Source organism: Flavobacterium sp. K5-23, from assembly GCF_023278045.1.
Lineage (GTDB): Bacteria > Bacteroidota > Bacteroidia > Flavobacteriales > Flavobacteriaceae > Flavobacterium.
Map to the genome: position 1 here is coordinate 2,816,496 of NZ_CP056783.1, position 24,464 is coordinate 2,840,959.

The following is a 24,464-nucleotide window of genomic DNA, read 5'->3' on the forward strand; positions in this document are numbered from 1 at the left end:
TTAATGATTAAAATTTTAAATTAATTATCGAACTCTGTAAAAAAGAGTTTATTTGATAACCTACCTAATAAACAGCTACTATGAAAACAAAAATATTTTCTTTCGTTTTGATGTTTACAACCATTGTAAGTTTTGCTCAACAAGATGCTCAATTTTCACAATATATGTACAACACAATCAATATCAATCCAGCATATGCTGGGTCGAGAGGTGCCTTGAGTATTTTTGCCTTACATCGTACCCAATGGGTAGGACTTGACGGTGCCCCTGTAACAAATGCAGTATCCATAAATACCCCGCTCAACGAGAGTAGATTGGGGTTAGGTGTATCCATAATAAATGACAAAATAGGACCTACAAGAGAAAATACCATTTCAGCCGATTTGTCCTATACGGTACCAACATCAGATACTTTCAAGCTCTCTTTTGGGATAAAAGCAACCGCAAATTTATTCAATTTAGATGTTAGTCGCTTGAATCCTGTGAATAGTGGCGATCCTAGCTTGCAGAATTTTGATAACAAATTCTCCCCTAATATTGGAGCAGGTGTTTATTACCATTCGGATAAAGCATATATAGGGCTTTCAGTTCCTAATTTTATTGAAACTAATCGCTACAATGATAACGAAGTGGCAATTTTTAAAGAAAAAATTAATTACTACTTAATAGCAGGTTATGTATTTGATTTAAATAATTATTTAAAATTCAAGCCTGCCCTATTAACTAAAATGGTAGAAGGAGCTCCGCTTCAGGTAGATGTTTCTGGGAACTTTATGATAAATGACAAATTTGTTTTGGGAGTCGCGTATAGATGGAGCGCAGCTGTAAGTGCAATGGCAGGTTTTCAAGTGTCAGATGCCTTATATATAGGTTATGGATACGATCTGGAAACTACCAATTTAGATAATTATAATTCCGGTTCGCATGAAATATTCCTGCGATTTGAATTATTCAACAAAAATAAAAAAATGACTTCTCCTAGATTCTTCTAAAACATAATATTATGAAAACTAAAATGACAATCTCAATTCTAATAGTTCTTGTTTTTTCATTATATAGTCAAGCACAAAATGGAAACAAAACTATTAATGACAATAAACAAACAAACTATACCAACTTCGAAGCCATAAAAACCTATGAAAGAGTTGCTGAAAAAGGATATAAATCGATTGATATATTTCGAAAATTAGGCGACTCACATTATTTTAATGGAGATATGACAAAGGCAGCTAAATGGTACGGAGAATTATTCATAATGACAACAAACTTAGAATCAGTATACTATTACCGCTATTCAGATGCTTTGAAACAAACAGGTAATAATGACAAATCTAAAGAGATGTTTGAAAAATTCAACGAATTATCCGAAGTTGATAATAGGTGAAATTATTAAATTTTTACGTAATAATAGTCCCTTTATATACATCTAATAACTTAAGATTTTAGTAAACATCTCGTAATGTCAGAAGTAAAAAAACACATTAAAAGATAAATAATACTTCTAAAACTAATATCATGAAAACCGGAAAACTTATTCTCATAACATTTATTTGCAGCTTCACTTTCAACTGTTTGGCCCAAACGAACTATGCTTCTAAACCAGATGTAATAAAAGAAAACGCTCAAAAAACGAATCAAAAACTATTAAAAAAAACAACAAAAACATATCATGTAGAAGAAAACATAAATATGACATTTGGAGGCTACACTACTAACTATGTTGTTTCTGATAAAAAATTAGTAAACACAAATGATTTAGGGCCAAACAATACCAGAGTTGTAACACTGAAAATTGATGAAGAAGTAAAAGAAATATTAAGTACACCTGAAACAATTACAAACACAATTAAACCTGTCTTAGTATCTAATACTATTAATACTGAAAAAATTATAATTGAGAATATTGATTTAAAAGTCAATTTAAAGCAAAGCAATGGCTATGCCTATGTAAATAAGATAAAAACATACGAAAAAGTAGCAGAGAAAGGGTATAAATCCATTGAAATATTTAAAAAAATAAGTAATGATTTTTATTTCAATGATCAATTAGATAAAGCTGCCAAATGGTATGAGGAATTATTTGCAATGACGACTGATTTAGGATCTGAATATTACTATCGTTACGCACATTCATTGAAAGCAACTGGCGGTAACACTGAAAAAGCAAAAGCTTTTATGGAAAAATTTAACGAATTATCTGAAAAAGAAAATAAATAAAATAAAGTTAATAAATCACAGCGAAACTTTAAAAAATCTACTTATGAAAAATAAAATACTTTTATTCATATTAATTAGCAGTGCTTTTTCAATTAAAATATATTCTCAAAAAGAAAAAAACAATATAGTAGTAATAACAACTACTAAATATGCAAAAATAGATGTCATTAAAACATACGAAAGAGTTGCCGAAAAGGGGTATAAATCGATTGATATGTTTAAACAAATCGGGGATTCACATTACTCCAATTTTGACTTTGAAAAAGCAGCCAGATGGTATTGTGAATTATTTGCAATGACATCAAATCTAGAACCAAAATATTATTACCAATATGCACAGTCACTAAAATCCATTGGTGAACATGACAAAGCCAATGAAATTATGGGGAAATTTAATTTAAGATCGGAAGCGATAGCAGATAAAAATATTAGAAAATAACGATAAAAGGAAGTGTCCGTTTTTTTTTTATGAAAACTAGTATTTCGAGTAGAGTACAAATTATATTTCGAAACAATTATAATACAATTACTTAATATCAGTAAAACGAGTTAAATTCTCAAAAAATAATATATAAAGTCATTAATTACATATGACCAATAATAACAATAAACATCTACCTATGAAAACTAATATACTCCTTTATATAACAGTAATAAGTGTTTTCTCAGTAAACATTTATTCTCAAAAAGGCAGGCTAGCTGCTGCTGATAAAAAGTACGACAACTATGCCTATATAGATGCCATAAAAACCTATGAAAGGGTGGCCGAAAAAGGATACTCATCAGTAGATATGTATCAAAAACTAGGAAACGCCTATTACTTTAATGCTGAGCTGGACAAAGCCGCAAGATGGTATGGGGAATTGTTTTCTATAACAACTGAATTGGATTCTGAATATTACTACCGCTACGCCCATTGTCTAAGAGCCATAGGCGAAGATGATAAAGCCAAAGAAATGTTTAAAAAATTCAATGATTTAGCCGGTGATGACAAACGTGCCGAACTTTTAACAGACAATCGAAATTATTTAGAGATCATCAAGGCTAATTCCGGTAGATATGATGTGGAAAACGCAGGGATTAACTCGGAATATTCTGATTATGGTGCCGCCATTTATTTAAATAAATTAGTCTTTGCTTCAGCTAGAGATACTGGAAGCTTAGCCCAAAGAAAACACGCCTGGAACAATCAGTACTTTACTAATTTGTATATGTCTGATCTCGATGAAACGATGAGTTTGGGAACTGTAGCCAAATTTGACAAAAATGTGAAGTCTAGATTTCACGAAGCTTCTGCCGTTTTTACCAAGGATGGAAATACGATGTACTTTACAAGAAACAACTATCTCAAAGGAAAAAAAGGAAAAAGTGAAAGCAATACTACTCTTATAAAAATATACAAAGCCAGCTTGGTTAATGAAAAATGGGATAATGTAATTGAACTGCCTTTTAACAGTGATAATTACAGCACCTCTCACCCTGCCCTGAGCGCGGATGAAAAAACATTGTATTTTGCATCAGATATGCCAGGTACATTAGGGAGATCGGATATTTTTAAAGTTCAAGTGAATGAAAACGGAAGTTTCGGAAATCCTGAGAATCTAGGCAATGCTATAAATACTCCAGGAAGAGAGACTTTCCCTTTTATTAACGATGAAAACGAAATCTATTTTGCTTCAGACGGACATCCCGGGCTTGGAGGATTGGATATATTTGTAACTAAAATCAATGCGGACGGTAGTTTGAGAAAAATACAAAACGTAGGAGCTGATGTTAACTCTCCTCATGATGATTTTGCGTATTTGATTGATACCAAATCCAGAAAAGGTTTTTTCTCTTCCAATAGAGATGGCGGACAGGGATTTGATGATATTTATAAATTCTTGGAAACAAGAAAACTGATATGCGAACAAGAATTATACGGTGTAATATCGGATATGGCTACCAAGGAAGTTTTAGCAGATGCTAAACTTACTTTGTTCGACAGCAAATTCAATCAAATTAGCACTGCCGTTTCTGATGTAAAAGGGAGCTACTCCTTTGCAGTGGAATGTGATAAAACGTATAGTGTGAGAGTTCAAAAAACCGACTATACGGCCAAAGAAGAAAAAATAAAAATCCCTGCCGAAAACGGTAAAACTATGCTGAATATAGCTTTAGAAAAAGCGGAATGCGTGGTTACTGTTGGAGATGATTTAGGAACTTGTTTCGGAATAAAAATGATTTATTTCGATTTTGACAAATCTGATATTCGAATAGAGGCAGCGTTAGATCTTGAAAAAATACTCGATGTAATGAACCAATACCCTACAATGAAGCTCGATATACGTTCCCATACTGACAGTAGAGGTTCCTCTAAATACAATGAAGCCCTGTCAGACAGAAGAGCCAAATCAACCATAAACTGGCTTATCAAAAATGGGGTTAATAAAAACAGATTAGTTGGCAAGGGATACGGTGAAAACCAACTCGTAAATAAATGTTCAGACGGTGTAGAATGTACTGAAGAAGAACATCAATACAACAGACGTAGTGAGTTTATAATAACTGCTTTGTAAAAAATAAAAGATAATAAGTATAGAAGCCTCGGGAGTATAATCTTTCGAGGTTTTTTTATGAAGTGCAGCTATCACTGCAATTTGTATCCCTTTATATACCTATTCATATAATTTATTTAATCCATAAAAAACTGCCATTTTCGTTAATTTTATGTATTATCAGAATAACAACCAGTCAAAAACACACTATTAACCTTATTTTTAATGCGTTAGAGAGATTTATTACATTTTAACGAGTATTTAGGTTATTGATAGAAAAAAACAACCAATAACCATTATTATTCATATCTTTAAATATTAATAAACTGTTTTTAAGACAATTACAATAAGAATTATCTGTAAGAAATAATTATTATTAACAAAAAATAATTATTTATTTTAAAAATTTAAACATAATTATTATGACGCAAAAATTACTTTAACATTACTTTTCAACTTCATATTTGCTTGTAAAAAAGCACTCCATACAATACCACATAATTTAGACTGACTTAATTCAGTCTCCTAATATATACTTTTTCAAAAAATGAGTTATCAATTCATTTTTTGTACTTTTTTGACCAATAAAATGAACTAAAAAAACGGAATCAGATAGATTAGTTTAACATTCCAATTCATTTATCAATTCATTAAAACAATAATCATTTGATTATTAAACAATAAAATCACCTCATTTCTAACGATTTAAAACAAATCAATATGAAACCAAACTTTACACTTTCGACAAAGCAATTCTTGCATTCGTTTATATTTAAAATGCTTTCTTGTTTTATTATGACTGTTTTAATTAGCCATACTACTTTTGCACAAAGTAGTGGCCAAGGTCCTTGCAATGCTTTCCGTTATGATTCTGGAGATGGGTGGCGACTTATCAATGGCAAGTGGGAGGCAGTAACACCTTCGGGTAGCGATAATAATGCACGAGGAATTATTACCTGCGGAAGTAGTGCTTCTACCGCAAATAATTTGCAAAATACTTCAGGTAAGATAAAACAAGACGATATTGTATTTCCTTTTAGCGGTTTACCAGTAGGCTGCGTAAAGCCAACTCAAGGAACAGACGTAGTATGGATGAATTTTGATATCCGGACTTATGCTGGGTCCTTTTCTTTTCAATTAGGTACAACGGATCAGCGTTGGGCTTTGTATTATGTAAATAATGCCAATACAAAACCAACAGCATCAACACCAGGACTGTTCTATCCTGCAACACCTACGACCTTATCAGGAAGTTGTGTATCCAATAATCTTAATTATGCTGGTTGCGGGTCGGGTACTACAGCCGGTTGGGAAATAATTAATGTCCCAGCAATTGCAAATCCAACAAATTATTACATTGCCATATGGAATGCTGACGGATCACCCATTACTAATAACCTAATTTTTAAAGCTAGGTATGGATGTGGTGGATCATCTTGTGCCCTAGAAAAATCTGGGAGCGATGTACTTACCTGTGTGAGTAACGGCTATGAAGTATGTGCTACTTATTTAGGAAGCGCAGGTAAATGGAAGTTAGTTGATAATGCAACGATAAAAGCAACATCGTATAAAGTGACAACTTTTGATATAAATGGAAATCAGGTTAGCTCAGCTACTAGCTCAGACTTAGCAACGCTTAATGTTGAATTAGGAACACAAAACGGTACTTACCCGCAGAACGATATAAAAGCTATAGTATGTGCAACATACGGTTATGGAAATCCATATAATATATCTTTGGAGCCTAATGGCATTCCTGCTGGAGCCCCAAATGACTATGTTGCATGTACAAGTAGTAGTAGCTTTAGTGGGAACGGGCTAGTTCAAGTAAATGCAACAGTTGTGAAAACAAATGTTACTTGTAATGGTGCAAACGATGGGACGATTACCATAAGCGCACCAATAGGTGGTTACGGCACTTATCAATATCGACTTGATACAGGCATATGGCAAGCAAGTGGTACTTTCACAGGCCTTTCATCGGCTACTTACAGTGCGCAAATAAGAGATGCAGCCAATACAACATGTGCAATCGTGTTAGGTAATCAAACAATCACTCAGCCTGATGCTTTAACTGCTACAGTTGCAAAAACTAATGTAACCTGCAACGGAGCGAATGACGGTTCAATAACGATCAGTTCTCCTGCCGGTGGTTCGAATACATTCCAATACAGCATTGATGGCGGTGCGACATGGACTGCGGGTTTAAGCAATACAAATCTTGCTCCGGGAACTTATGATGTAAGGATAAGAGACGCGGCACATACAGCCTGTGTGATAATACTGGGAGACAAGGTAATAACCTATCCCGTTATACTTTCTGCAAGTGTTGCATCTACTCAACCAACCTGTAACGGAACCAATGATGGTTCAATCACGATCAGTTCTCCTGCCGGTGGTTCGAATACATTCCAATACAGCATTGATGGCGGTGCGACATGGACTGCGGGTTTAAGCAATACAAATCTTGCTCCGGGAACTTATGATGTAAGGATAAGAGACGCGGCACATACAGCCTGTGTGATAATACTGGGAGACAAGGTAATAACCTATCCCGTTATACTTTCTGCAAGTGTTGCATCTACTCAACCAACCTGTAACGGAACCAATAACGGTTCAATCACGATCAGTTCTCCTGCCGGTGGTTCGAATACATTCCAATACAGCATTGATGGCGGTGCGACATGGACTGCGGGTTTAAGCAATACAAATCTTGCTCCGGGAACTTATGATGTAAGGATAAGAGACGCGGCACATACAGCCTGTGTAATAATACTGGGAGACAAGGTAATAACCTATCCCGTTATACTTTCTGCAAGTGTTGCATCTACTCAACCAACCTGTAACGGAACCAATGACGGTTCAATCACGATCAGTTCTCCTGCCGGTGGTTCGAATACATTCCAATACAGCATTGATGGCGGTGCGACATGGACTGCGGGTTTAAGCAATACAAATCTTGCTCCGGGAACTTATGATGTAAGGATAAGAGACGCGGCACATACAGCCTGTGTAATAATACTGGGAGACAAGGTAATAACCTATCCCGTTATACTTTCTGCAAGTGTTGCATCTACTCAACCAACCTGTAACGGAACCAATGACGGTTCAATCACGATCAGTTCTCCTGCCGGTGGTTCGAATACATTCCAATACAGCATTGATGGCGGTGCAGCGTGGACTGCGGGTTTAAGCAATACAAATCTTGCTCCGGGAACTTATGATGTAAGGATAAGAGACGCGGCACATACAGCCTGTGTAATAATACTGGGAGACAAGGTAATAACCTATCCCGTTATACTTTCTGCAAGTGTTGCATCTACTCAACCAACCTGTAACGGAACCAATGACGGTTCAATCACGATCAGTTCTCCTGCCGGTGGTTCGAATACATTCCAATACAGCATTGATGGCGGTGCGATGGACTGCGGGTTTAAGCAATACAAATCTTGCTCCGGGAACTTATGATGTAAGGATAAGAGACGCGGCACATACAGCCTGTGTAATAATACTGGGAGACAAGGTAATAACCTATCCCGTTATACTTTCTGCAAGTGTTGCATCTACTCAACCAACCTGTAACGGAACCAATGACGGTTCAATCACGATCAGTTCTCCTGCCGGTGGTTCGAATACATTCCAATACAGCATTGATGGCGGTGCGCGTGGACTGCGGGTTTAAGCAATACAAATCTTGCTCCGGGAACTTATGATGTAAGGATAAGAGACGCGGCACATACAGCCTGTGTAATAATACTGGGAGACAAGGTAATAACCTATCCCGTTATACTTTCTGCAAGTGTTGCATCTACTCAACCAACCTGTAACGGAACCAATGACGGTTCAATCACGATCAGTTCTCCTGCCGGTGGTTCGAATACATTCCAATACAGCATTGATGGCGGTGCGACATGGACTGCGGGTTTAAGCAATACAAATCTTGCTCCGGGAACTTATGATGTAAGGATAAGAGACGCGGCACATACAGCCTGTGTGATAATACTGGGAGACAAGGTAATAACCTATCCCGTTATACTTTCTGCAAGTGTTGCATCTACTCAACCAACCTGTAACGGAACCAATAACGGTTCAATCACGATCAGTTCTCCTGCCGGTGGTTCGAATACATTCCAATACAGCATTGATGGCGGTGCGACGTGGACTGCGGGTTTAAGCAATACAAATCTTGCTCCGGGAACTTATGATGTAAGGATAAGAGACGCGGCACATACAGCCTGTGTAATAATACTGGGAGACAAGGTAATAACCTATCCCGTTATACTTTCTGCAAGTGTTGCATCTACTCAACCAACCTGTAACGGAACCAATGACGGTTCAATCACGATCAGTTCTCCTGCCGGTGGTTCGAATACATTCCAATACAGCATTGATGGCGGTGCGACATGGACTGCGGGTTTAAGCAATACAAATCTTGCTCCGGGAACTTATGATGTAAGGATAAGAGACGCGGCACATACAGCCTGTGTAATAATACTGGGAGACAAGGTAATAACCTATCCCGTTATACTTTCTGCAAGTGTTGCATCTACTCAACCAACCTGTAACGGAACCAATGACGGTTCAATCACGATCAGTTCTCCTGCCGGTGGTTCGAATACATTCCAATACAGCATTGATGGCGGTGCGACATGGACTGCGGGTTTAAGCAATACAAATCTTGCTCCGGGAACTTATGATGTAAGGATAAGAGACGCGGCACATACAGCCTGTGTGATAATACTGGGAGACAAGGTAATAACCTATCCCGTTATACTTTCTGCAAGTGTTGCATCTACTCAACCAACCTGTAACGGAACCAATGACGGTTCAATCACGATCAGTTCTCCTGCCGGTGGTTCGAATACATTCCAATACAGCATTGATGGCGGTGCGACATGGACTGCGGGTTTAAGCAATACAAATCTTGCTCCGGGAACTTATGATGTAAGGATAAGAGACGCGGCACATACAGCCTGTGTGATAATACTGGGAGACAAGGTAATAACCTATCCCGTTATACTTTCTGCAAGTGTTGCATCTACTCAACCAACCTGTAACGGAACCAATGACGGTTCAATCACGATCAGTTCTCCTGCCGGTGGTTCGAATACATTCCAATTCAGCATTGATGGCGGTGCGACATGGACTGCGGGTTTAAGCAATACAAATCTTGCTCCGGGAACTTATGATGTAAGGATAAGAGACGCGGCACATACAGCCTGTGTAATAATACTGGGAGACAAGGTAATAACCTATCCCGTTATACTTTCTGCAAGTGTTGCATCTACTCAACCAACCTGTAACGGAACCAATGACGGTTCAATCACGATCAGTTCTCCTGCCGGTGGTTCGAATACATTCCAATACAGCATTGATGGCGGTGCGACATGGACTGCGGGTTTAAGCAATACAAATCTTGCTCCGGGAACTTATGATGTAAGGATAAGAGACGCGGCACATACAGCCTGTGTGATAATACTGGGAGACAAGGTAATAACCTATCCCGTTATACTTTCTGCAAGTGTTGCATCTACGGATGTGACTTGTTTTGGAGCCAAAGACGGTGCCATTACAATCAGCAACATTGCCGGTGGGTACGGAACTTATGAGTACAGCATCAACGGTGGTACTTCTTGGGAAGCATCCGGTAATTACACCGGTCTTGCCAACGGAACTTATAATGTGCAAATAAGAGACAAAGGAAAACCAAGCTGTGTCAATACATTAAACGGAACTTTGCTTATCGAAACACCAAGCGCCGCTTTAACTGCAACTCTTGCCTCTACGGATGTGACTTGTTTTGGAGCCAAAGACGGTACCATTACAATCAGCAACATTGCCGGTGGGTACGGAACTTATGAGTACAGCATCAACGGTGGTACTTCTTGGGAAGCATCCGGTAATTACACCAGTCTTGCCAACGGAACTTATAATGTGCAAATAAGAGACAAAGGAAAACCAAGCTGTGTCAATACATTAAACGGAACTTTGCTTATCGAAACACCAAGCGCCGCTTTAACTGCAACTCTTGCCTCTACGGATGTGACTTGTTTTGGAGCCAAAGATGGTACCATTACAATCAGCAACATTGCCGGTGGGTACGGAACTTATGAGTACAGCATCAACGGTGGTACTTCTTGGGAAGCATCCGGTAATTACACCGGTCTTGCCAACGGAACTTATAATGTGCAAATAAGAGACAAAGGAAAACCAAGCTGTGTCAATACATTAAACGGAACTTTGATTATCGAAACACCAAGCGCCGCTTTAACTGCAACTCTTGCCTCTACGGATGTGACTTGTTTTGGAGCCAAAGACGGTACCATTACAATCAGCAACATTGCCGGTGGGTACGGAACTTATGAGTACAGCATCAACGGTGGGACTTCTTGGGAAGCATCAGGCAATTACACCAGTCTTGCCAACGGAACTTATAATGTGCAAATAAGAGACAAAGGAAAACCAAGCTGTGTCAATACATTAAACGGAACTTTGATTATCGAAACACCAAGCGCCGCTTTAACTGCAACTCTTGCCTCTACGGATGTGACTTGTTTTGGAGCCAAAGACGGTACCATTACAATCAGCAACATTGCCGGTGGGTACGGAACTTATGAGTACAGCATCAACGGTGGTACTTCTTGGGAAGCATCCGGTAATTACACCAGTCTTGCCAACGGAACTTATAATGTGCAAATAAGAGACAAAGGAAAACCAAGCTGTGTCAATACATTAAACGGAACTTTGATTATCGAAACACCAAGCGCCGCTTTAACTGCAACTCTTGCCTCTACGGATGTGACTTGTTTTGGAGCCAAAGACGGTACCATTACAATCAGCAACATTGCCGGTGGGTACGGAACTTATGAGTACAGCATCAACGGTGGTACTTCTTGGGAAGCATCCGGCAATTACACCGGTCTTGCCAACGGAACTCATAATGTGCAAATAAGAGACAAAGGAAAACCAAGCTGTGTCAATACATTAAACGGAACTTTGATTATCGAAACACCAAGCGCCGCTTTAACTGCAACTCTTGCCTCTACGGATGTGACTTGTTTTGGAGCCAAAGACGGTACTATTACAATCAGCAACATTGCCGGTGGGTACGGAACTTATGAGTACAGCATCAACGGTGGTACTTCTTGGGAAGCATCCGGTAATTACACCGGTCTTGCCAACGGAACTTATAATGTGCAAATAAGAGACAAAGGAAAACCAAGCTGTGTCAATACATTAAACGGAACTTTGCTTATCGAAACACCAAGCGCCGCTTTAACTGCAACTCTTGCCTTTACGGATGTGACTTGTTTTGGAGCCAAAGACGGTACCATTACAATCAGCAACATTGCCGGTGGGTACGGAACTTATGAGTACAGCATCAACGGTGGTACTTCTTGGGAAGCATCCGGTAATTACACCGGTCTTGCCAACGGAACTTATAATGTGCAAATAAGAGACAAAGGAAAACCAAGCTGTGTCCATACATTAAACGGAACTTTGCTTATCGAAACACCAAGCGCCGCTTTAACTGCAACTCTTGCCTCTACGGATGTGACTTGTTTTGGAGCCAAAGACGGTACCATTACAATCAGCAACATTGCCGGTGGGTACGGAACTTATGAGTACAGCATCAACGGTGGTACTTCTTGGGAAGCATCCGGTAATTACACCGGTCTTGCCAACGGAACTTATAATGTGCAAATAAGAGACAAAGGAAAACCAAGCTGTGTCAATACATTAAACGGAACTTTGCTTATCGAAACACCAAGCGCCGCTTTAACTGCAACTCTTGCCTCTACGGATGTGACTTGTTTTGGAGCCAAAGACGGTACCATTACAATCAGCAACATTGCCGGTGGGTACGGAACTTATGAGTACAGCATCAACGGTGGTACTTCTTGGGAAGCATCCGGTAATTACACCGGTCTTGCCAACGGGACTTATAATGTGCAAATAAGAGACAAAGGAAAACCAAGCTGTGTCAATACATTAAACGGAACTTTGTTTATCGAAACACCAAGCGCCGCTTTAACTGCAACTCTTGCCTCTACGGATGTGACTTGTTTTGGAGCCAAAGACGGTACCATTACAATCAGCAACATTGCCGGTGGGTACGGAACTTATGAGTACAGCATCAACGGTGGTACTTCTTGGGAAGCATCCGGTAATTACACCGGTCTTGCCAACGGAACTTATAATGTGCAAATAAGAGACAAAGGAAAACCAAGCTGTGTCAATACATTAAACGGAACTTTGCTTATCGAAACACCAAGCGCCGCTTTAACTGCAACTCTTGCCTCTACGGATGTGACTTGTTTTGGAGCCAAAGACGGTACCATTACAATCAGCAACATTGCCGGTGGGTACGGAACTTATGAGTACAGCATCAACGGTGGTACTTCTTGGGAAGCATCCGGTAATTACACCGGTCTTGCCAACGGGACTTATAATGTGCAAATAAGAGACAAAGGAAAACCAAGCTGTGTCAATACATTAAACGGAACTTTGTTTATCGAAACACCAAGCGCCGCTTTAACTGCAACTCTTGCCTCTACGGATGTGACTTGTTTTGGAGCCAAAGACGGTACCATTACAATCAGCAACATTGCCGGTGGGTACGGAACTTATGAGTACAGCATCAACGGTGGTACTTCTTGGGAAGCATCCGGTAATTACACCGGTCTTGCCAACGGAACTTATAATGTGCAAATAAGAGACAAAGGAAAACCAAGCTGTGTCAATACATTAAACGGAACTTTGATTATCGAAACACCAAGCGCCGCTTTAACTGCAACTCTTGCCTCTACGGATGTGACTTGTTTTGGAGCCAAAGACGGTACCATTACAATCAGCAACATTGCCGGTGGGTACGGAACTTATGAGTACAGCATCAACGGTGGTACTTCTTGGGAAGCATCCGGTAATTACACCGGTCTTGCCAACGGAACTTATAATGTGCAAATAAGAGACAAAGGAAAACCAAGCTGTGTCAATACATTAAACGGAACTTTGATTATCGAAACACCATCTGCAGCTGTAAGTGCAACGGCTATTATAATAAATAATAATAATTGTACTGGATGTAGTAATGGTTCTATAGACCTTACGGTTACTGGAGGAACAGCTCCTTACACTTTCTTATGGTCTAATGCAGCTATAACAGAAGATCTTTCAAACTTATCAAAAGGTTCATATAGTGTTGAAATTACAGATGAAAACGGTTGTATAGCAAACTATACTTATGATATAATCGAGTCAGGTATCGCTTTAGTAAAAACAGCTGTAGTTGGAGGAAACGGTGGTGTTGGTGATATTATTACCTATACGTTTGCCGTAAAAAATACAGGAAATGTAACCATAACCAATATTAAAATCACCGATATCACTAATCCTTTGATTGCATTAACTTTCTCTAATAATACGATTGCTACATTAGCTCCTGGAGAAACTAAATCTATAACAGGAACCTACACTATAACACAAGCTGATATTGATTTAGGTTATGTTGAAAATTCTGCCTTTGCCGTAGGTCAAGATCCTGAAGAAAATGATGTGAAAGATGTATCTGGAACAACCGTGCATAACGATGATGATACTGTCACAACTTTAATTCAAAATCCTGGTTTAACAGTAATTAAAACTTCTAACACTCCATTTTATAGTTCTGTAGGTGATATAATAAATTATACCATTACAGTGACAAATACAGGAAATGTAACACTGTATAACATAACTGTAACAGATCCATTGACGGGATTACACGAGTTCATCGGATCTTTAGCACCTGGAAGTCCTCCTCAAACATATACTACATTTCATATCGTAAATCAAAACGATAGAGAAAAAGGTGAATTCATTAATACCGCATTTGCTGACGGGTTCGATCCAAATGGAGATCCTATTGGCCATTCTGATGATGAAATTGTTTATGCTGCAATTGTACTTGGTTGTGGAACTGTTACGGTTCACAATGCATTCTCGCCTAATGGTGATGGAATGAATGAAACTTTTATAATTGATAACATTGATGATATCCTTTGTTATCCTGAAAATACGGTAGAAATATACAACCGTTGGGGAGTATTAGTTTTTGAAACTAGTGGGTATGATAATGTAAATAAAGTGTTTAGAGGTTACTCTGAAGGTAGAACTACCATTAGTCAATCTTCTGGCTTACCAACAGGGACTTACTATTACATCTTGAATTACACTTCAATTACAGGTACTGATCAAATTCAAGCCAATAAAAAAGACGGGTATTTATACCTTACTAGATAAGTTTAATACTACCTGAGGGCTATAAAACGCCCTCAGGTTTATAAATAATCATTAATGATTTAAATTTTAAATTAATTATCAACTCTGAATAAAAGAGTTTATTTGATAACCTACCTAATAAACAGCTACTATGAAAACAAAAATATTTTCTTTCGTTTTGATGTTTACAACCATTGTAAGTTTTGCTCAACAAGATGCTCAATTTTCACAATATATGTACAACACAATCAATATCAATCCAGCATATGCTGGGTCGAGAGGTGCCTTGAGTATTTTTGCCTTACATCGTACCCAATGGGTAGGACTTGACGGTGCCCCTGTAACTAACGCAGTATCCATAAATACCCCACTCAACGAGAGTAAATTGGGGTTAGGTGTATCCATAATAAATGACAAGATAGGACCTACAAGAGAAAATACTATTTCAGCCGATTTGTCCTATACGGTACCAACATCAGATACTTTCAAATTCTCTTTTGGTATTAAAGCAACCGCGAATTTGTTCAACTTAGACGTTAGTCGTTTGAATCCTGTGAATAGTGGTGACCCTAGCTTGCAGAATTTTAATAACAAATTCTCCCCTAATATCGGGGCAGGTATTTATTACCATTCAGATAAAGCATATATAGGATTATCTGTTCCTAATTTCATTGAAACTAATCGCTACAACGATAACGAAGTGGCTATTTTCAAAGAAAAAATTAATTACTACTTAATAGCGGGTTATGTATTTGATTTAAATAATTATTTAAAATTCAAGCCTGCTCTACTTACCAAAATGGTTGAAGGAGCTCCACTTCAAGTAGATGTTTCAGGGAACTTTATGATAAATGATAAATTTGTATTGGGAGTTGCTTATAGATGGAGCGCAGCTGTTACTGCAATGGCAGGTTTTCAAGTGTCAGACGCCTTGTACATAGGCTATGGATACGATTTGGAAACTACCAATTTAGACAATTATAATTCGGGTTCGCATGAAATATTCCTGCGCTATGAATTATTCAACAAAAATAAAAAAATGACCTCTCCTAGATTCTTCTAAAACCTAATATTATGAAAACTAATATACTCCTTTGCATAACATTGATAAGTGTTTTCTCAATAAACATTTATTCCCAAAAAGGCAGGCTAGCTGCTGCTGATAAAAAGTACGACAACTATGCCTATATAGATGCCATAAAAACCTATGAAAGGGTGGCCGAAAAAGGATACTCATCGGTAGATATGTATCAAAAACTAGGAAACGCCTATTACTTTAATGCTGAGCTGGACAAAGCCGCAAGATGGTATGGGGAATTGTTTGCCATAACAACTGAATTGGATTCTGAATATTATTATCGTTACGCCCATTGTCTAAGAGCCATTGGCGAAGATGATAAAGCCAAAGAAATGTTTAAAAAATTCAATGATTTAGCCGGTGATGACAAACGTGCTGAACTTTTAACAGACAATCGAAATTATTTAGAGATCATCAAGGCTAATTCCGGTAGATATGATGTGGAAAACGCAGGGATTAACTCGGAATATTCTGATTATGGTGCCGCCATTTATTTAAATAAATTAGTCTTTGCTTCAGCTAGAGATACTGGAAGCTTAGCCCAAAGAAAACACGCCTGGAACAATCAGTACTTTACTAATTTGTATATGTCTGATCTCGATGAAACGATGAGTTTGGGAACTGTAGCCAAATTTGACAAAAATGTGAAGTCTAGATTTCACGAAGCTTCTGCCGTTTTTACCAAGGATGGAAATACGATGTACTTTACAAGAAACAACTATCTCAAAGGAAAAAAAGGAAAAAGTGAAAGCAATACTACTCTTATAAAAATATACAAAGCCAGCTTGGTTAATGAAAAATGGGATAATGTAATTGAACTGCCTTTTAACAGTGATAATTACAGCACCTCTCACCCTGCCCTGAGCGCGGATGAAAAAACATTGTATTTTGCATCAGATATGCCAGGTACATTAGGGAGATCGGATATTTTTAAAGTTCAAGTGAATGAAAACGGAAGTTTCGGAAATCCTGAGAATCTAGGCAATGCTATCAATACTCCAGGAAGAGAGACTTTCCCTTTTATTAACGATGAAAACGAAATCTATTTTGCTTCAGACGGACATCCCGGTCTTGGAGGATTGGATATATTTGTGACTAAAATCAATGCGGACGGTAGTTTGAGAAAAATACAAAACGTAGGAGCTGATGTTAACTCTCCTCATGATGATTTTGCGTATTTGATTGATACCAAATCCAGAAAAGGTTTTTTCTCTTCCAATAGAGATGGCGGACAGGGATTTGATGATATTTATAAATTCTTGGAAACAAGAAAACTGATATGCGAACAAGAATTATACGGTGTAATATCGGATATGGCTACCAAGGAAGTTTTAGCAGATGCTAAACTTACTTTGTTCGACAGCAAATTCAATCAAATTAGCACTGCCATTTCTGATGCAAAAGGGAGCTACACTTTTGCAGTGGAATGTGACAAAACCTATAGTGTGAGAGTTCAAAAAACTGACTATACGGCCAAAGAAGAAAAAATAAAAATCCCAACCGAAAACGGTAAAACTATGCTGAATATAGCTTTAGAAAAAGCGGAATGCGTGGTTACTGTTGGAGATGATTTAGGAACTTGTTTTGGAATAAAAATGATTTATTTCGATTTTGATAAATCTGATATTCGAATAGAAGCAGCATTAGATCTTGAAAAAATACTCGATGTAATGAACCAGTACCCTACAATGAAACTCGATATACGTTCCCATACTGACAGTAGAGGTTCGTCTAAATATAATGAAGCCCTGTCAGACAGAAGAGCTAAATCAACCATAAACTGGCTGATCAAAAACGGGGTTAATAAAAACAGATTAATTGGGAAAGGATACGGTGAAAACCAGCTCGTAAACAGATGTACTGACGGTGTAGAATGTACTGAAGAAGAACATCAATACAACAGACGTAGTGAGTTTATAATAACTGCTTTGTAAAAATAATAAAAAACTAAATTTTATTAAAAAACGGATTGTTATCTTTTGATATCAATCCGTTTTTTAATTATAATATTTATATAAATTCAGTCTTAATTTACTTATATCTAAATACTCTTTTGCATTATTTCTCTTTTAATTTCATCTAATGTTTTGTTAGTATACATCAGTTCATCTATTATTATTTTTCTCAAAACATTCAAATCATCATATTCAAAATACTTAGCCCAAGAAGTCAGGTTTAATAAATTCCGAATTTGTTTTATTCTTTTTGTGGTATCAAAGCTTGTTCGAAGTAATGATTTATTATCATATTGCGGGTTATTTTTGTGTTGATAATTGACCGTATTGTTACTGTAATTTGTCTCGATGTAATACAATTCATCAACCGCATTATCAGGATAAAATTCAGACCAAGCGGCAAAACCAAGTTTGATTTTCGACTCCGTTTCTGGTTCCATTGGTTCTAATCGCCATTTACTATTAGCTAATCTACCCCAATGATTAGACAATCTATACATCCCTAAAGTAGTATAATAATAACTACTTCCTGCCTTACTTTGATATTGCAATCGGAGACCTTCAATTTTTTGAGGTAGCTGTTCATGAAATACACAAAAGGTGTTTTTGAATGAATTTGGACTAGGACGAAAATTTTTTTCCATAAACAAATGTAATCAGAAAGTTCATTATATAGCAAGACAAGTATAAATTGATTAACTTTGCAAATTAGAATTTTATATAAACAATTTAGATTATGACCAAAGCTTCAGAAGAAAAAATGCTACAAAAAGGTGTTTTTACAGGTATCATTGAAAAAGATGAAAATAACAATTTTTTTTGCGGGGTATATCTTTTAGATTACAAAATGGTTCAAGCCAAACATACTGTAGGAGATTGGATTACAATTAAATCCGTTATCGAAAACCCAAGTGACATTAGTTACAACAAATATCAAAAAAAATCAAAAAACTTTGACAAAGCAAACAACAAGCCTGAAAACTAGTTTTTTGATTTAAACACGAAAACATATCACTCCTTTTCTACTTTTTTTTTAGTGATAAAGTAAAAACTTAAAAAAAAGTGTACCTTTGCAAAAAATTTGTCGATTTTGATATTAAATAATATTAATTTCATTTTAAAAGACAAGTAGTTACCTTGATTTATGAAAAAAATAGTTGAATACCGCAAATTGCTGAATGTAGAAAAAACGGCAGAATTAAAAGATTTAAAAACAATTTACCGTAATGCGATGAAAGAAGCGCATCCTGACAAATTTCAGGGCGATGAAGAAGGTTTAAAAGTAGCTGAAGAAAATAGTAAAAAAATCATTGAAGCTTACCACTTTTTAGTTAGCATCAATCCTGAAACTATTAAAGCAAACTTACCTGAATACACTGAAACTATCACTACATCTACAATTACAGATTATAAATTTGTTGAAGGTAGATTGATTATCAATTTTTCTAACGGAAGCGTATACGAATACATCAGCGTACCAAAAGCGACTTATGTAAAAATGGTAAATGCTGATTCTCCTGGAAGATTTGCTAAAAGACACATTCTTAATGCTTTTACTTGGAGAAAAACTTTAAACCAAGATTAAGTTATTAAAGAAACTTGTATTATACAAAACCGTTCAAAAGAAATTTTGAACGGTTTTTTTTTGTCAATATCTTTAATAAATCACCTTAACAAGTGAAAAACACTGGTGAATTTTATAAATAAAATATTGTTAAAAAAAATAATTGAATTGTATTGTAATATTAATTAGTTTAAAGTATTTTTATAAAAACCATTTTGACTATTAACCATTACTCTCAACTATGCCAGATCCTTGTAAATTATACAAATCACAATTTAAAAGAGCATTAGAAACACTAAATGTTTTAAAAATTAATCAAGAACAAATCAATATTAAATTAAAGACTAATCCTATATGTGCTGATTTACATAAAGAATTAAGGAATGTTGATTTAGAAATAAAGATTACAAAAAACGAAATTGAGCAAGCTGAAATTGATATCAATAGCTGTGAAATTGAATATCAATCCATAATTTAACAATGTTACTTTATATAAGTTTCATAGAAAGCTTCACTTATATTTAAAAGCGAAAACCTTTTTCTTGTATATCTCCAATACATTTCTATCCCAGTTCTCAATATTTTTTTATTGAGAACCTCTCACGATACCTGAATTTTCATTAAATTCAAGCTTTTATAATAGCTATTTATATTTTCTGTAAAAATATTTTTCCTTTTATAATTCCATTTTAGTTAGTATTATTAAAACTTCCTTAAACTCCTTTTAATATATCTATTAATTTTTAAAAACTATAACAAAAATTTAGGCAATAAAATTATTAATGAATTATTATTTTAGATACTTTTGCAAACAAAATCAAATAACTAATTAATAATGAAAAAATTTATTTTATTACTTTCCGCTAGTGTAGTTTTATTATCATGTAGCAAAGACAAGTATACAATTTCAGGAATTGCTGAAGGTATTGAAAACGGTAAAACCATAATCGTTGAAACTCAAGATGCATCTGGCATGGGATTAATTGCAGTAGATACTGTTAAGGTTGAAAATGGTAAATTTGAAATTAAAGGAAAAGCTTTAGAGCCTGTTTTCCATACACTTCAAGTAGAAGGAATTCAAGGAAAAGTACCATTCATCCTTGAGAACGGAGATATTGAAATCGTAATAAACAAAGACAGTATCCAAAAATCAAAAATTTCTGGGACTTACAACAACGATGAATATATGAAATTCAACGAAGAGATAACTAAGGTTCAAAAGAAACTTATGGATTTCCAGACACAAAACATGCAAGCAATGAATACAGCTCAACAAGCTAAAGATACAGCTGTAATCAATAAATTAATGAAAGGTTATGCTGCAATCCAAGAAGAAGTTGGTACTGCATCAAAAGCAAAGTATATTACTTATGCTGAAACTCACCCAAAATCATTTATAAGCGCCTTAATCATACAAGGAATGTTAAATGACCCAAGTGCTGACGCAAAAAAATCTGAAGCTTTATACAATGGTCTAGAAGAATCATTAAAAAACACAAAACCAGGTAAAGCAATTAAAGCTAAACTTGGCGAAATGAAAACGCCTGCTGTAAGTGCTACTGCACCTGCTGCTGGTGAAGCTAAATGAAGTACAGATTTTTCGGCTCCTAATCCTGAAGGAAAAATCGTTTCCCTTAAGGAAAGCTTAGGAAAAGTAACAATTGTTGACTTCTGGGCGTCTTGGTGTGGTCCTTGTCGTAAAGAAAATCCTAATGTGGTTGCTATTTACAAAGAATTACATTCTAAAGGTCTTAATATTATTGGTGTCTCTTTAGATAAAGATGCTGATAAATGGAAAGAAGCCATTGCAAAAGACAAATTAACTTGGACTCAGGTTTCAAATTTGAAATTTTGGAATGAACCAATTGCACTACAATATAAAGTCGAATCTATCCCAGCTACTTTTATACTTGATGCTTCAGGTAAAGTTGTAGCAAAAGATTTAAGAGGTGATGAACTTAGAGCAAAAATCATTGAACTTTTGGCTAAATAATTCGTTTTTTTTCGAAACATTAAAAAATCTCCCTAGTGGAGATTTTTTTATTTTATTCAATACCAATACGTTAAAAAAAATACAGCGAATAACTGTAAAATATCTTCGAAATTAGTTTGTAGAAACGAAAACAGTTCCTATATTTGCCACCGCTAACAACAACATAAGTGTTGTACTCAAAGGCTTCGGGGAGATACTCAAGCGGCCAACGAGGGCAGACTGTAAATCTGCTGACTACGTCTTCGTAGGTTCGAATCCTACTCTCCCCACAAAACGCTGCAAGTAATTGCAGCGTTTTTTTTGCTCTATTTTCACTTTAAAAATAATCCTCCTACTCTATTTCATAAAACAAAAAAATCCCGTTTCCATCATCAAGAAAACGGGATACTTTTATTGTAATAACATTTAGCTTATTCTAATATAAAACTCACGCTTACGTTTGCAGTAATATTTATTTCCCCTACAGCAAGAGTTTCTCTAGGCATTACACTTTCCTCCAACGCCATTGTTTTCATAGTGGCATAAATGGGCTGTGGGTGATAAACTTGTGAATTATCAGAGATTGTCATTGCTCTCCCTATTTTCTGGTTTAAAACGGACACATAGTCCTCTGCTTTTAATTTAGCATCCTTCATCGCTAATTTCCTAGCCTCTGATTGATATTGCGATAATTTAGAAGATTGAAACACTACATTATCAATTCTATTAATTCCCTGATCTACTAAGCCCTCCATCAATTCATCATATTTAGACAAATCTCTCAACAAAATCTCTAGTGTTTGGGTTGCATTATAACTGTGTTTCTTCTTTAGATAATCATATTGTGGATTCAATGAAACACGTTGGGTTTTATAATCTGATGGAGGCAAGTTCATTTTTTTAATCATTTTTAGAACTGCTTCCATTTGCTGGTCATTATCCTTTTTCACTTCTTTAGCAACATTCCCTTTTGTTTCAACAGTCACAACTATTGTCGCCTGATCCGGAACTACCTTCACTTTACCCTCACCGGATACACTGATTTGAGGAACTTGTTTAATTTCTTGTCCATATGACATAGTAACTAACAATACGCTTAGAATAAATAATGCTTTTTTCATATTACTTTGATTAATTTATTAAGTTTTAAATATTTTCAAAAGTTGTGCCATTCTATATTTTCCCGAGTTTTTCCATTACAAAAAGTATAACAATTGGTATCGCTAATAAAACCACCATAAGGGTGTGGTCAATAAGCAAATGTGGATTTGAAACTAGCGTAATTAAATACCCTCCTATAGCACCGCCAAAATGAGCCGTATGCCCTATGTTGTCATTCTTTGCTCTCATACCATAAATAGAATACAATAAATATAAGATCCCAAAAAGATAGGCAGGCATTGGAATAATAAAAAATATTCCAAGCATCATATCCGGTTGTAATAAAATTGCCGAGTACAAAACTCCCGTAACAGCACCAGATGCGCCTACGGCCCTGTAATTATAATCATTCTTGTGAAAAACTATCGTCAACAAACTACCAAAAACTAAACTACCAAAATAGATTATCAGAAACGATAAACTACCCAAAAAACCTATAACAACAGGTGCAAAAAAATACAGCGTAATCATATTAAAAATTAAATGTCCCATATCAGCGTGAAGAAAACCTGAAGACAGTAATCTAACTTGCTCACCTGAGCGAATGCTTCCCATATGGAATTCATATTTTCTAAAAAAAGTAAAATCATTAAACCCTTTGTAACTAAATAAGATATTGGCAACGATTATTGCAATCAAAATGGTGTTCATAAATATAAAATTTAAATATAATATGATGTAAATCTAACCAATATTTATGGTTATAAAATGAATCATTTGAAAACAAACAAGGGTTCGAATAATAATATTTGATTTATATTTGTCAAAATATTATAAAGTAATGCGTTTTATCATTTACCTGATTGTTTATCCTTTTTTGTGGAGTATTTCTATACTTCCTTTCCCTATTTTGTACCTTTTATCTGATTTCATCTATTTTGTATTGTATTATATTATAGGCTACAGGAAAGAAATCGTTAGAGAAAATCTAGCAGTGGCACTACCTCATCTTTCAGACAACGAACGACTAATTATCGAAAAAAAATCCTTTCGCCATTTGTGTGATATGTTTCTTGAAATGATAAAATCCATGAACATTTCTAAAAAAGAGATGGACAAGCGTTTTGAATTCACTAATCTTGACGTTTATCTGGAATTGGAAGAAAAACACAAAAGCATCGCTTTAATGATGGCCCATTATGCCAGTTATGAATGGAGTATGTCCCTAAACGATAAAATAAAATTTGAAAGTTATGCAATATACAAAAGACTAAACAATCCTTATTTTGATAAACTGGTTCGTAAAATCAGATCTAAATTCAAAGTTAACCTAATTACGACTAAAGAAACGATTCCTTATATTATTGAAAATCACAAAAACAAAAAACTTGGTCTTTATGGCTTTGCCAGCGATCAATCCCCAAAAGTGGACTCGGCATTCCACTGGAATCAATTTATGGGAATTAATGTGCCTATCCATACAGGTGCTGAAATGCTGGCCAAAAGATATGATATGAATATGATATTCTTAAAGGTTAAAAAAGTAAAAAGAGGTTATTACAAAGCCAGCTTCGTAGTGCTTTCTGAAAATACAAATGGGATTCCAAATTATGAAATTACGGATCGATTTTTAAAATTAGTGGAAGAACAAATCCTTGAAGCGCCAGAATATTATCTTTGGACACACAAACGCTGGAAACACAGACGCTAATTCACAAAAACCATATAAGTTTTAATTAACATTTGTTCTCAAAATAATTGATTAATTTTGATACTAACT

19 protein-coding genes and 1 tRNA gene are annotated in these 24,464 nt (G+C 35.9%); 17 read left to right on the forward strand and 3 right to left on the reverse strand.

What is annotated here, in order from left to right; translation table 11 throughout:
• Window positions 1-80: 80 nt before the first annotated feature.
• The 10 genes from FLAK523_RS12245 (at window position 81) to FLAK523_RS12290 (ending at window position 18,026) form a co-directional block, all read left to right on the forward strand.
• Entirely contained in the window at window positions 81-992 is a 912-nt protein-coding gene (locus FLAK523_RS12245; RefSeq protein ID WP_248903820.1) for a type IX secretion system membrane protein PorP/SprF, read from the forward strand.
• Between the two features lie 11 nt (window positions 993-1,003).
• The gene (locus FLAK523_RS12250; RefSeq protein ID WP_248903822.1) at window positions 1,004-1,384 is read left to right on the forward strand and encodes a tetratricopeptide repeat protein; all 381 of its coding nucleotides are present in this window, start codon (window positions 1,004-1,006) and stop codon (window positions 1,382-1,384) included.
• Window positions 1,385-1,515: 131 nt separating this feature from the next.
• On the forward strand, window positions 1,516-2,217 hold the full coding sequence (locus FLAK523_RS12255) for a hypothetical protein (protein ID WP_248903824.1): 702 nt from the start codon (window positions 1,516-1,518) through the stop codon (window positions 2,215-2,217).
• Between the two features lie 43 nt (window positions 2,218-2,260).
• Complete coding sequence (locus FLAK523_RS12260) at window positions 2,261-2,656, forward strand: flagellar motor protein MotB (RefSeq protein WP_248903826.1); 396 nt, start codon at window positions 2,261-2,263, stop codon at window positions 2,654-2,656.
• Window positions 2,657-2,837: 181 nt separating this feature from the next.
• Complete coding sequence (locus FLAK523_RS12265) at window positions 2,838-4,775, forward strand: OmpA family protein (protein WP_248903828.1); 1,938 nt, start codon at window positions 2,838-2,840, stop codon at window positions 4,773-4,775.
• 699 nt (window positions 4,776-5,474) lie between these two features.
• Window positions 5,475-8,222, forward strand: coding sequence for a SprB repeat-containing protein (locus tag FLAK523_RS12270; protein ID WP_248903830.1), 2,748 nt, complete (start codon window positions 5,475-5,477; stop codon window positions 8,220-8,222).
• A complete protein-coding gene (locus FLAK523_RS12275; protein WP_248903831.1) occupies window positions 8,164-8,436 on the forward strand; it encodes a SprB repeat-containing protein in 273 nt (90 codons plus the stop codon). The genes FLAK523_RS12270 and FLAK523_RS12275 overlap by 59 nt, the downstream gene beginning before the upstream one ends.
• A gap of 311 nt (window positions 8,437-8,747) precedes the next feature.
• A complete protein-coding gene (locus tag FLAK523_RS12280) occupies window positions 8,748-15,035 on the forward strand; it encodes a gliding motility-associated C-terminal domain-containing protein (RefSeq protein WP_248903833.1) in 6,288 nt (2,095 codons plus the stop codon).
• 130 nt (window positions 15,036-15,165) lie between these two features.
• Complete coding sequence (locus tag FLAK523_RS12285) at window positions 15,166-16,077, forward strand: type IX secretion system membrane protein PorP/SprF (protein WP_248903835.1); 912 nt, start codon at window positions 15,166-15,168, stop codon at window positions 16,075-16,077.
• Window positions 16,078-16,088: 11 nt separating this feature from the next.
• Complete coding sequence (locus FLAK523_RS12290) at window positions 16,089-18,026, forward strand: OmpA family protein (protein ID WP_248903837.1); 1,938 nt, start codon at window positions 16,089-16,091, stop codon at window positions 18,024-18,026.
• A 107-nt stretch (window positions 18,027-18,133) separates the two neighbouring features.
• Here the strand turns inward: FLAK523_RS12290 and FLAK523_RS12295 are convergent, their stop codons facing one another.
• Window positions 18,134-18,691: a hypothetical protein gene (locus tag FLAK523_RS12295; protein WP_248903838.1), complete on the reverse strand. Its 558-nt coding sequence runs from the start codon at window positions 18,689-18,691 to the stop codon at window positions 18,134-18,136.
• Window positions 18,692-18,783: 92 nt separating this feature from the next.
• Between FLAK523_RS12295 and FLAK523_RS12300 the strand changes: the two genes are divergently transcribed.
• From FLAK523_RS12300 to FLAK523_RS12325, 6 genes are all read left to right on the forward strand, one after another.
• A complete protein-coding gene (locus FLAK523_RS12300) occupies window positions 18,784-19,032 on the forward strand; it encodes a hypothetical protein (RefSeq protein WP_248903840.1) in 249 nt (82 codons plus the stop codon).
• A gap of 159 nt (window positions 19,033-19,191) precedes the next feature.
• Entirely contained in the window at window positions 19,192-19,632 is a 441-nt protein-coding gene (locus tag FLAK523_RS12305) for a KTSC domain-containing protein (protein WP_248903842.1), read from the forward strand.
• Between the two features lie 220 nt (window positions 19,633-19,852).
• A complete protein-coding gene (locus FLAK523_RS12310) occupies window positions 19,853-20,089 on the forward strand; it encodes a hypothetical protein (protein ID WP_248903845.1) in 237 nt (78 codons plus the stop codon).
• 357 nt (window positions 20,090-20,446) lie between these two features.
• Window positions 20,447-21,199 (forward strand): DUF4369 domain-containing protein, encoded by a 753-nt coding sequence (locus tag FLAK523_RS12315; protein WP_248903847.1) that lies wholly within the window; start codon window positions 20,447-20,449, stop codon window positions 21,197-21,199.
• A gap of 36 nt (window positions 21,200-21,235) precedes the next feature.
• Complete coding sequence (locus tag FLAK523_RS12320; RefSeq protein ID WP_248908094.1) at window positions 21,236-21,604, forward strand: TlpA disulfide reductase family protein; 369 nt, start codon at window positions 21,236-21,238, stop codon at window positions 21,602-21,604.
• Between the two features lie 187 nt (window positions 21,605-21,791).
• Window positions 21,792-21,873 (forward strand) — tRNA-Tyr (locus FLAK523_RS12325).
• 141 nt (window positions 21,874-22,014) lie between these two features.
• Here the strand turns inward: FLAK523_RS12325 and FLAK523_RS12330 are convergent.
• Window positions 22,015-22,704, reverse strand: coding sequence for an SIMPL domain-containing protein (locus FLAK523_RS12330; RefSeq protein ID WP_248903848.1), 690 nt, complete (start codon window positions 22,702-22,704; stop codon window positions 22,015-22,017).
• Window positions 22,705-22,756: 52 nt separating this feature from the next.
• Complete coding sequence (locus tag FLAK523_RS12335) at window positions 22,757-23,395, reverse strand: rhomboid family intramembrane serine protease (protein WP_248903849.1); 639 nt, start codon at window positions 23,393-23,395, stop codon at window positions 22,757-22,759.
• Window positions 23,396-23,525: 130 nt separating this feature from the next.
• Here FLAK523_RS12335 and FLAK523_RS12340 point away from each other — a divergent pair, with 130 nt between their 5' ends.
• Complete coding sequence (locus FLAK523_RS12340) at window positions 23,526-24,395, forward strand: lysophospholipid acyltransferase family protein (RefSeq protein WP_248903850.1); 870 nt, start codon at window positions 23,526-23,528, stop codon at window positions 24,393-24,395.
• Window positions 24,396-24,464 lie beyond the last annotated feature (69 nt).

What these genes read in the sequence shown, in the direction of transcription:
- FLAK523_RS12315 (WP_248903847.1), top strand. Translation starts at nt 20,447, where the DNA reads ATGAAAAAATTTATTTTATTACTTTCCGCTAGTGTAGTTTTATTATCA.
- FLAK523_RS12290 (WP_248903837.1), top strand. Translation starts at nt 16,089, where the DNA reads ATGAAAACTAATATACTCCTTTGCATAACATTGATAAGTGTTTTCTCA.
- FLAK523_RS12245 (WP_248903820.1), top strand. Translation starts at nt 81, where the DNA reads ATGAAAACAAAAATATTTTCTTTCGTTTTGATGTTTACAACCATTGTA.
- FLAK523_RS12330 (WP_248903848.1), bottom strand. Translation starts at nt 22,704, where the DNA reads ATGAAAAAAGCATTATTTATTCTAAGCGTATTGTTAGTTACTATGTCA.
- FLAK523_RS12255 (WP_248903824.1), top strand. Translation starts at nt 1,516, where the DNA reads ATGAAAACCGGAAAACTTATTCTCATAACATTTATTTGCAGCTTCACT.
- FLAK523_RS12260 (WP_248903826.1), top strand. Translation starts at nt 2,261, where the DNA reads ATGAAAAATAAAATACTTTTATTCATATTAATTAGCAGTGCTTTTTCA.
- FLAK523_RS12300 (WP_248903840.1), top strand. Translation starts at nt 18,784, where the DNA reads ATGACCAAAGCTTCAGAAGAAAAAATGCTACAAAAAGGTGTTTTTACA.
- FLAK523_RS12295 (WP_248903838.1), bottom strand. Translation starts at nt 18,691, where the DNA reads ATGGAAAAAAATTTTCGTCCTAGTCCAAATTCATTCAAAAACACCTTT.
- FLAK523_RS12250 (WP_248903822.1), top strand. Translation starts at nt 1,004, where the DNA reads ATGAAAACTAAAATGACAATCTCAATTCTAATAGTTCTTGTTTTTTCA.
- FLAK523_RS12265 (WP_248903828.1), top strand. Translation starts at nt 2,838, where the DNA reads ATGAAAACTAATATACTCCTTTATATAACAGTAATAAGTGTTTTCTCA.
- FLAK523_RS12270 (WP_248903830.1), top strand. Translation starts at nt 5,475, where the DNA reads ATGAAACCAAACTTTACACTTTCGACAAAGCAATTCTTGCATTCGTTT.
- FLAK523_RS12305 (WP_248903842.1), top strand. Translation starts at nt 19,192, where the DNA reads ATGAAAAAAATAGTTGAATACCGCAAATTGCTGAATGTAGAAAAAACG.
- FLAK523_RS12310 (WP_248903845.1), top strand. Translation starts at nt 19,853, where the DNA reads ATGCCAGATCCTTGTAAATTATACAAATCACAATTTAAAAGAGCATTA.
- FLAK523_RS12335 (WP_248903849.1), bottom strand. Translation starts at nt 23,395, where the DNA reads ATGAACACCATTTTGATTGCAATAATCGTTGCCAATATCTTATTTAGT.
- FLAK523_RS12275 (WP_248903831.1), top strand. Translation starts at nt 8,164, where the DNA reads ATGGCGGTGCGATGGACTGCGGGTTTAAGCAATACAAATCTTGCTCCG.
- FLAK523_RS12285 (WP_248903835.1), top strand. Translation starts at nt 15,166, where the DNA reads ATGAAAACAAAAATATTTTCTTTCGTTTTGATGTTTACAACCATTGTA.
- FLAK523_RS12340 (WP_248903850.1), top strand. Translation starts at nt 23,526, where the DNA reads ATGCGTTTTATCATTTACCTGATTGTTTATCCTTTTTTGTGGAGTATT.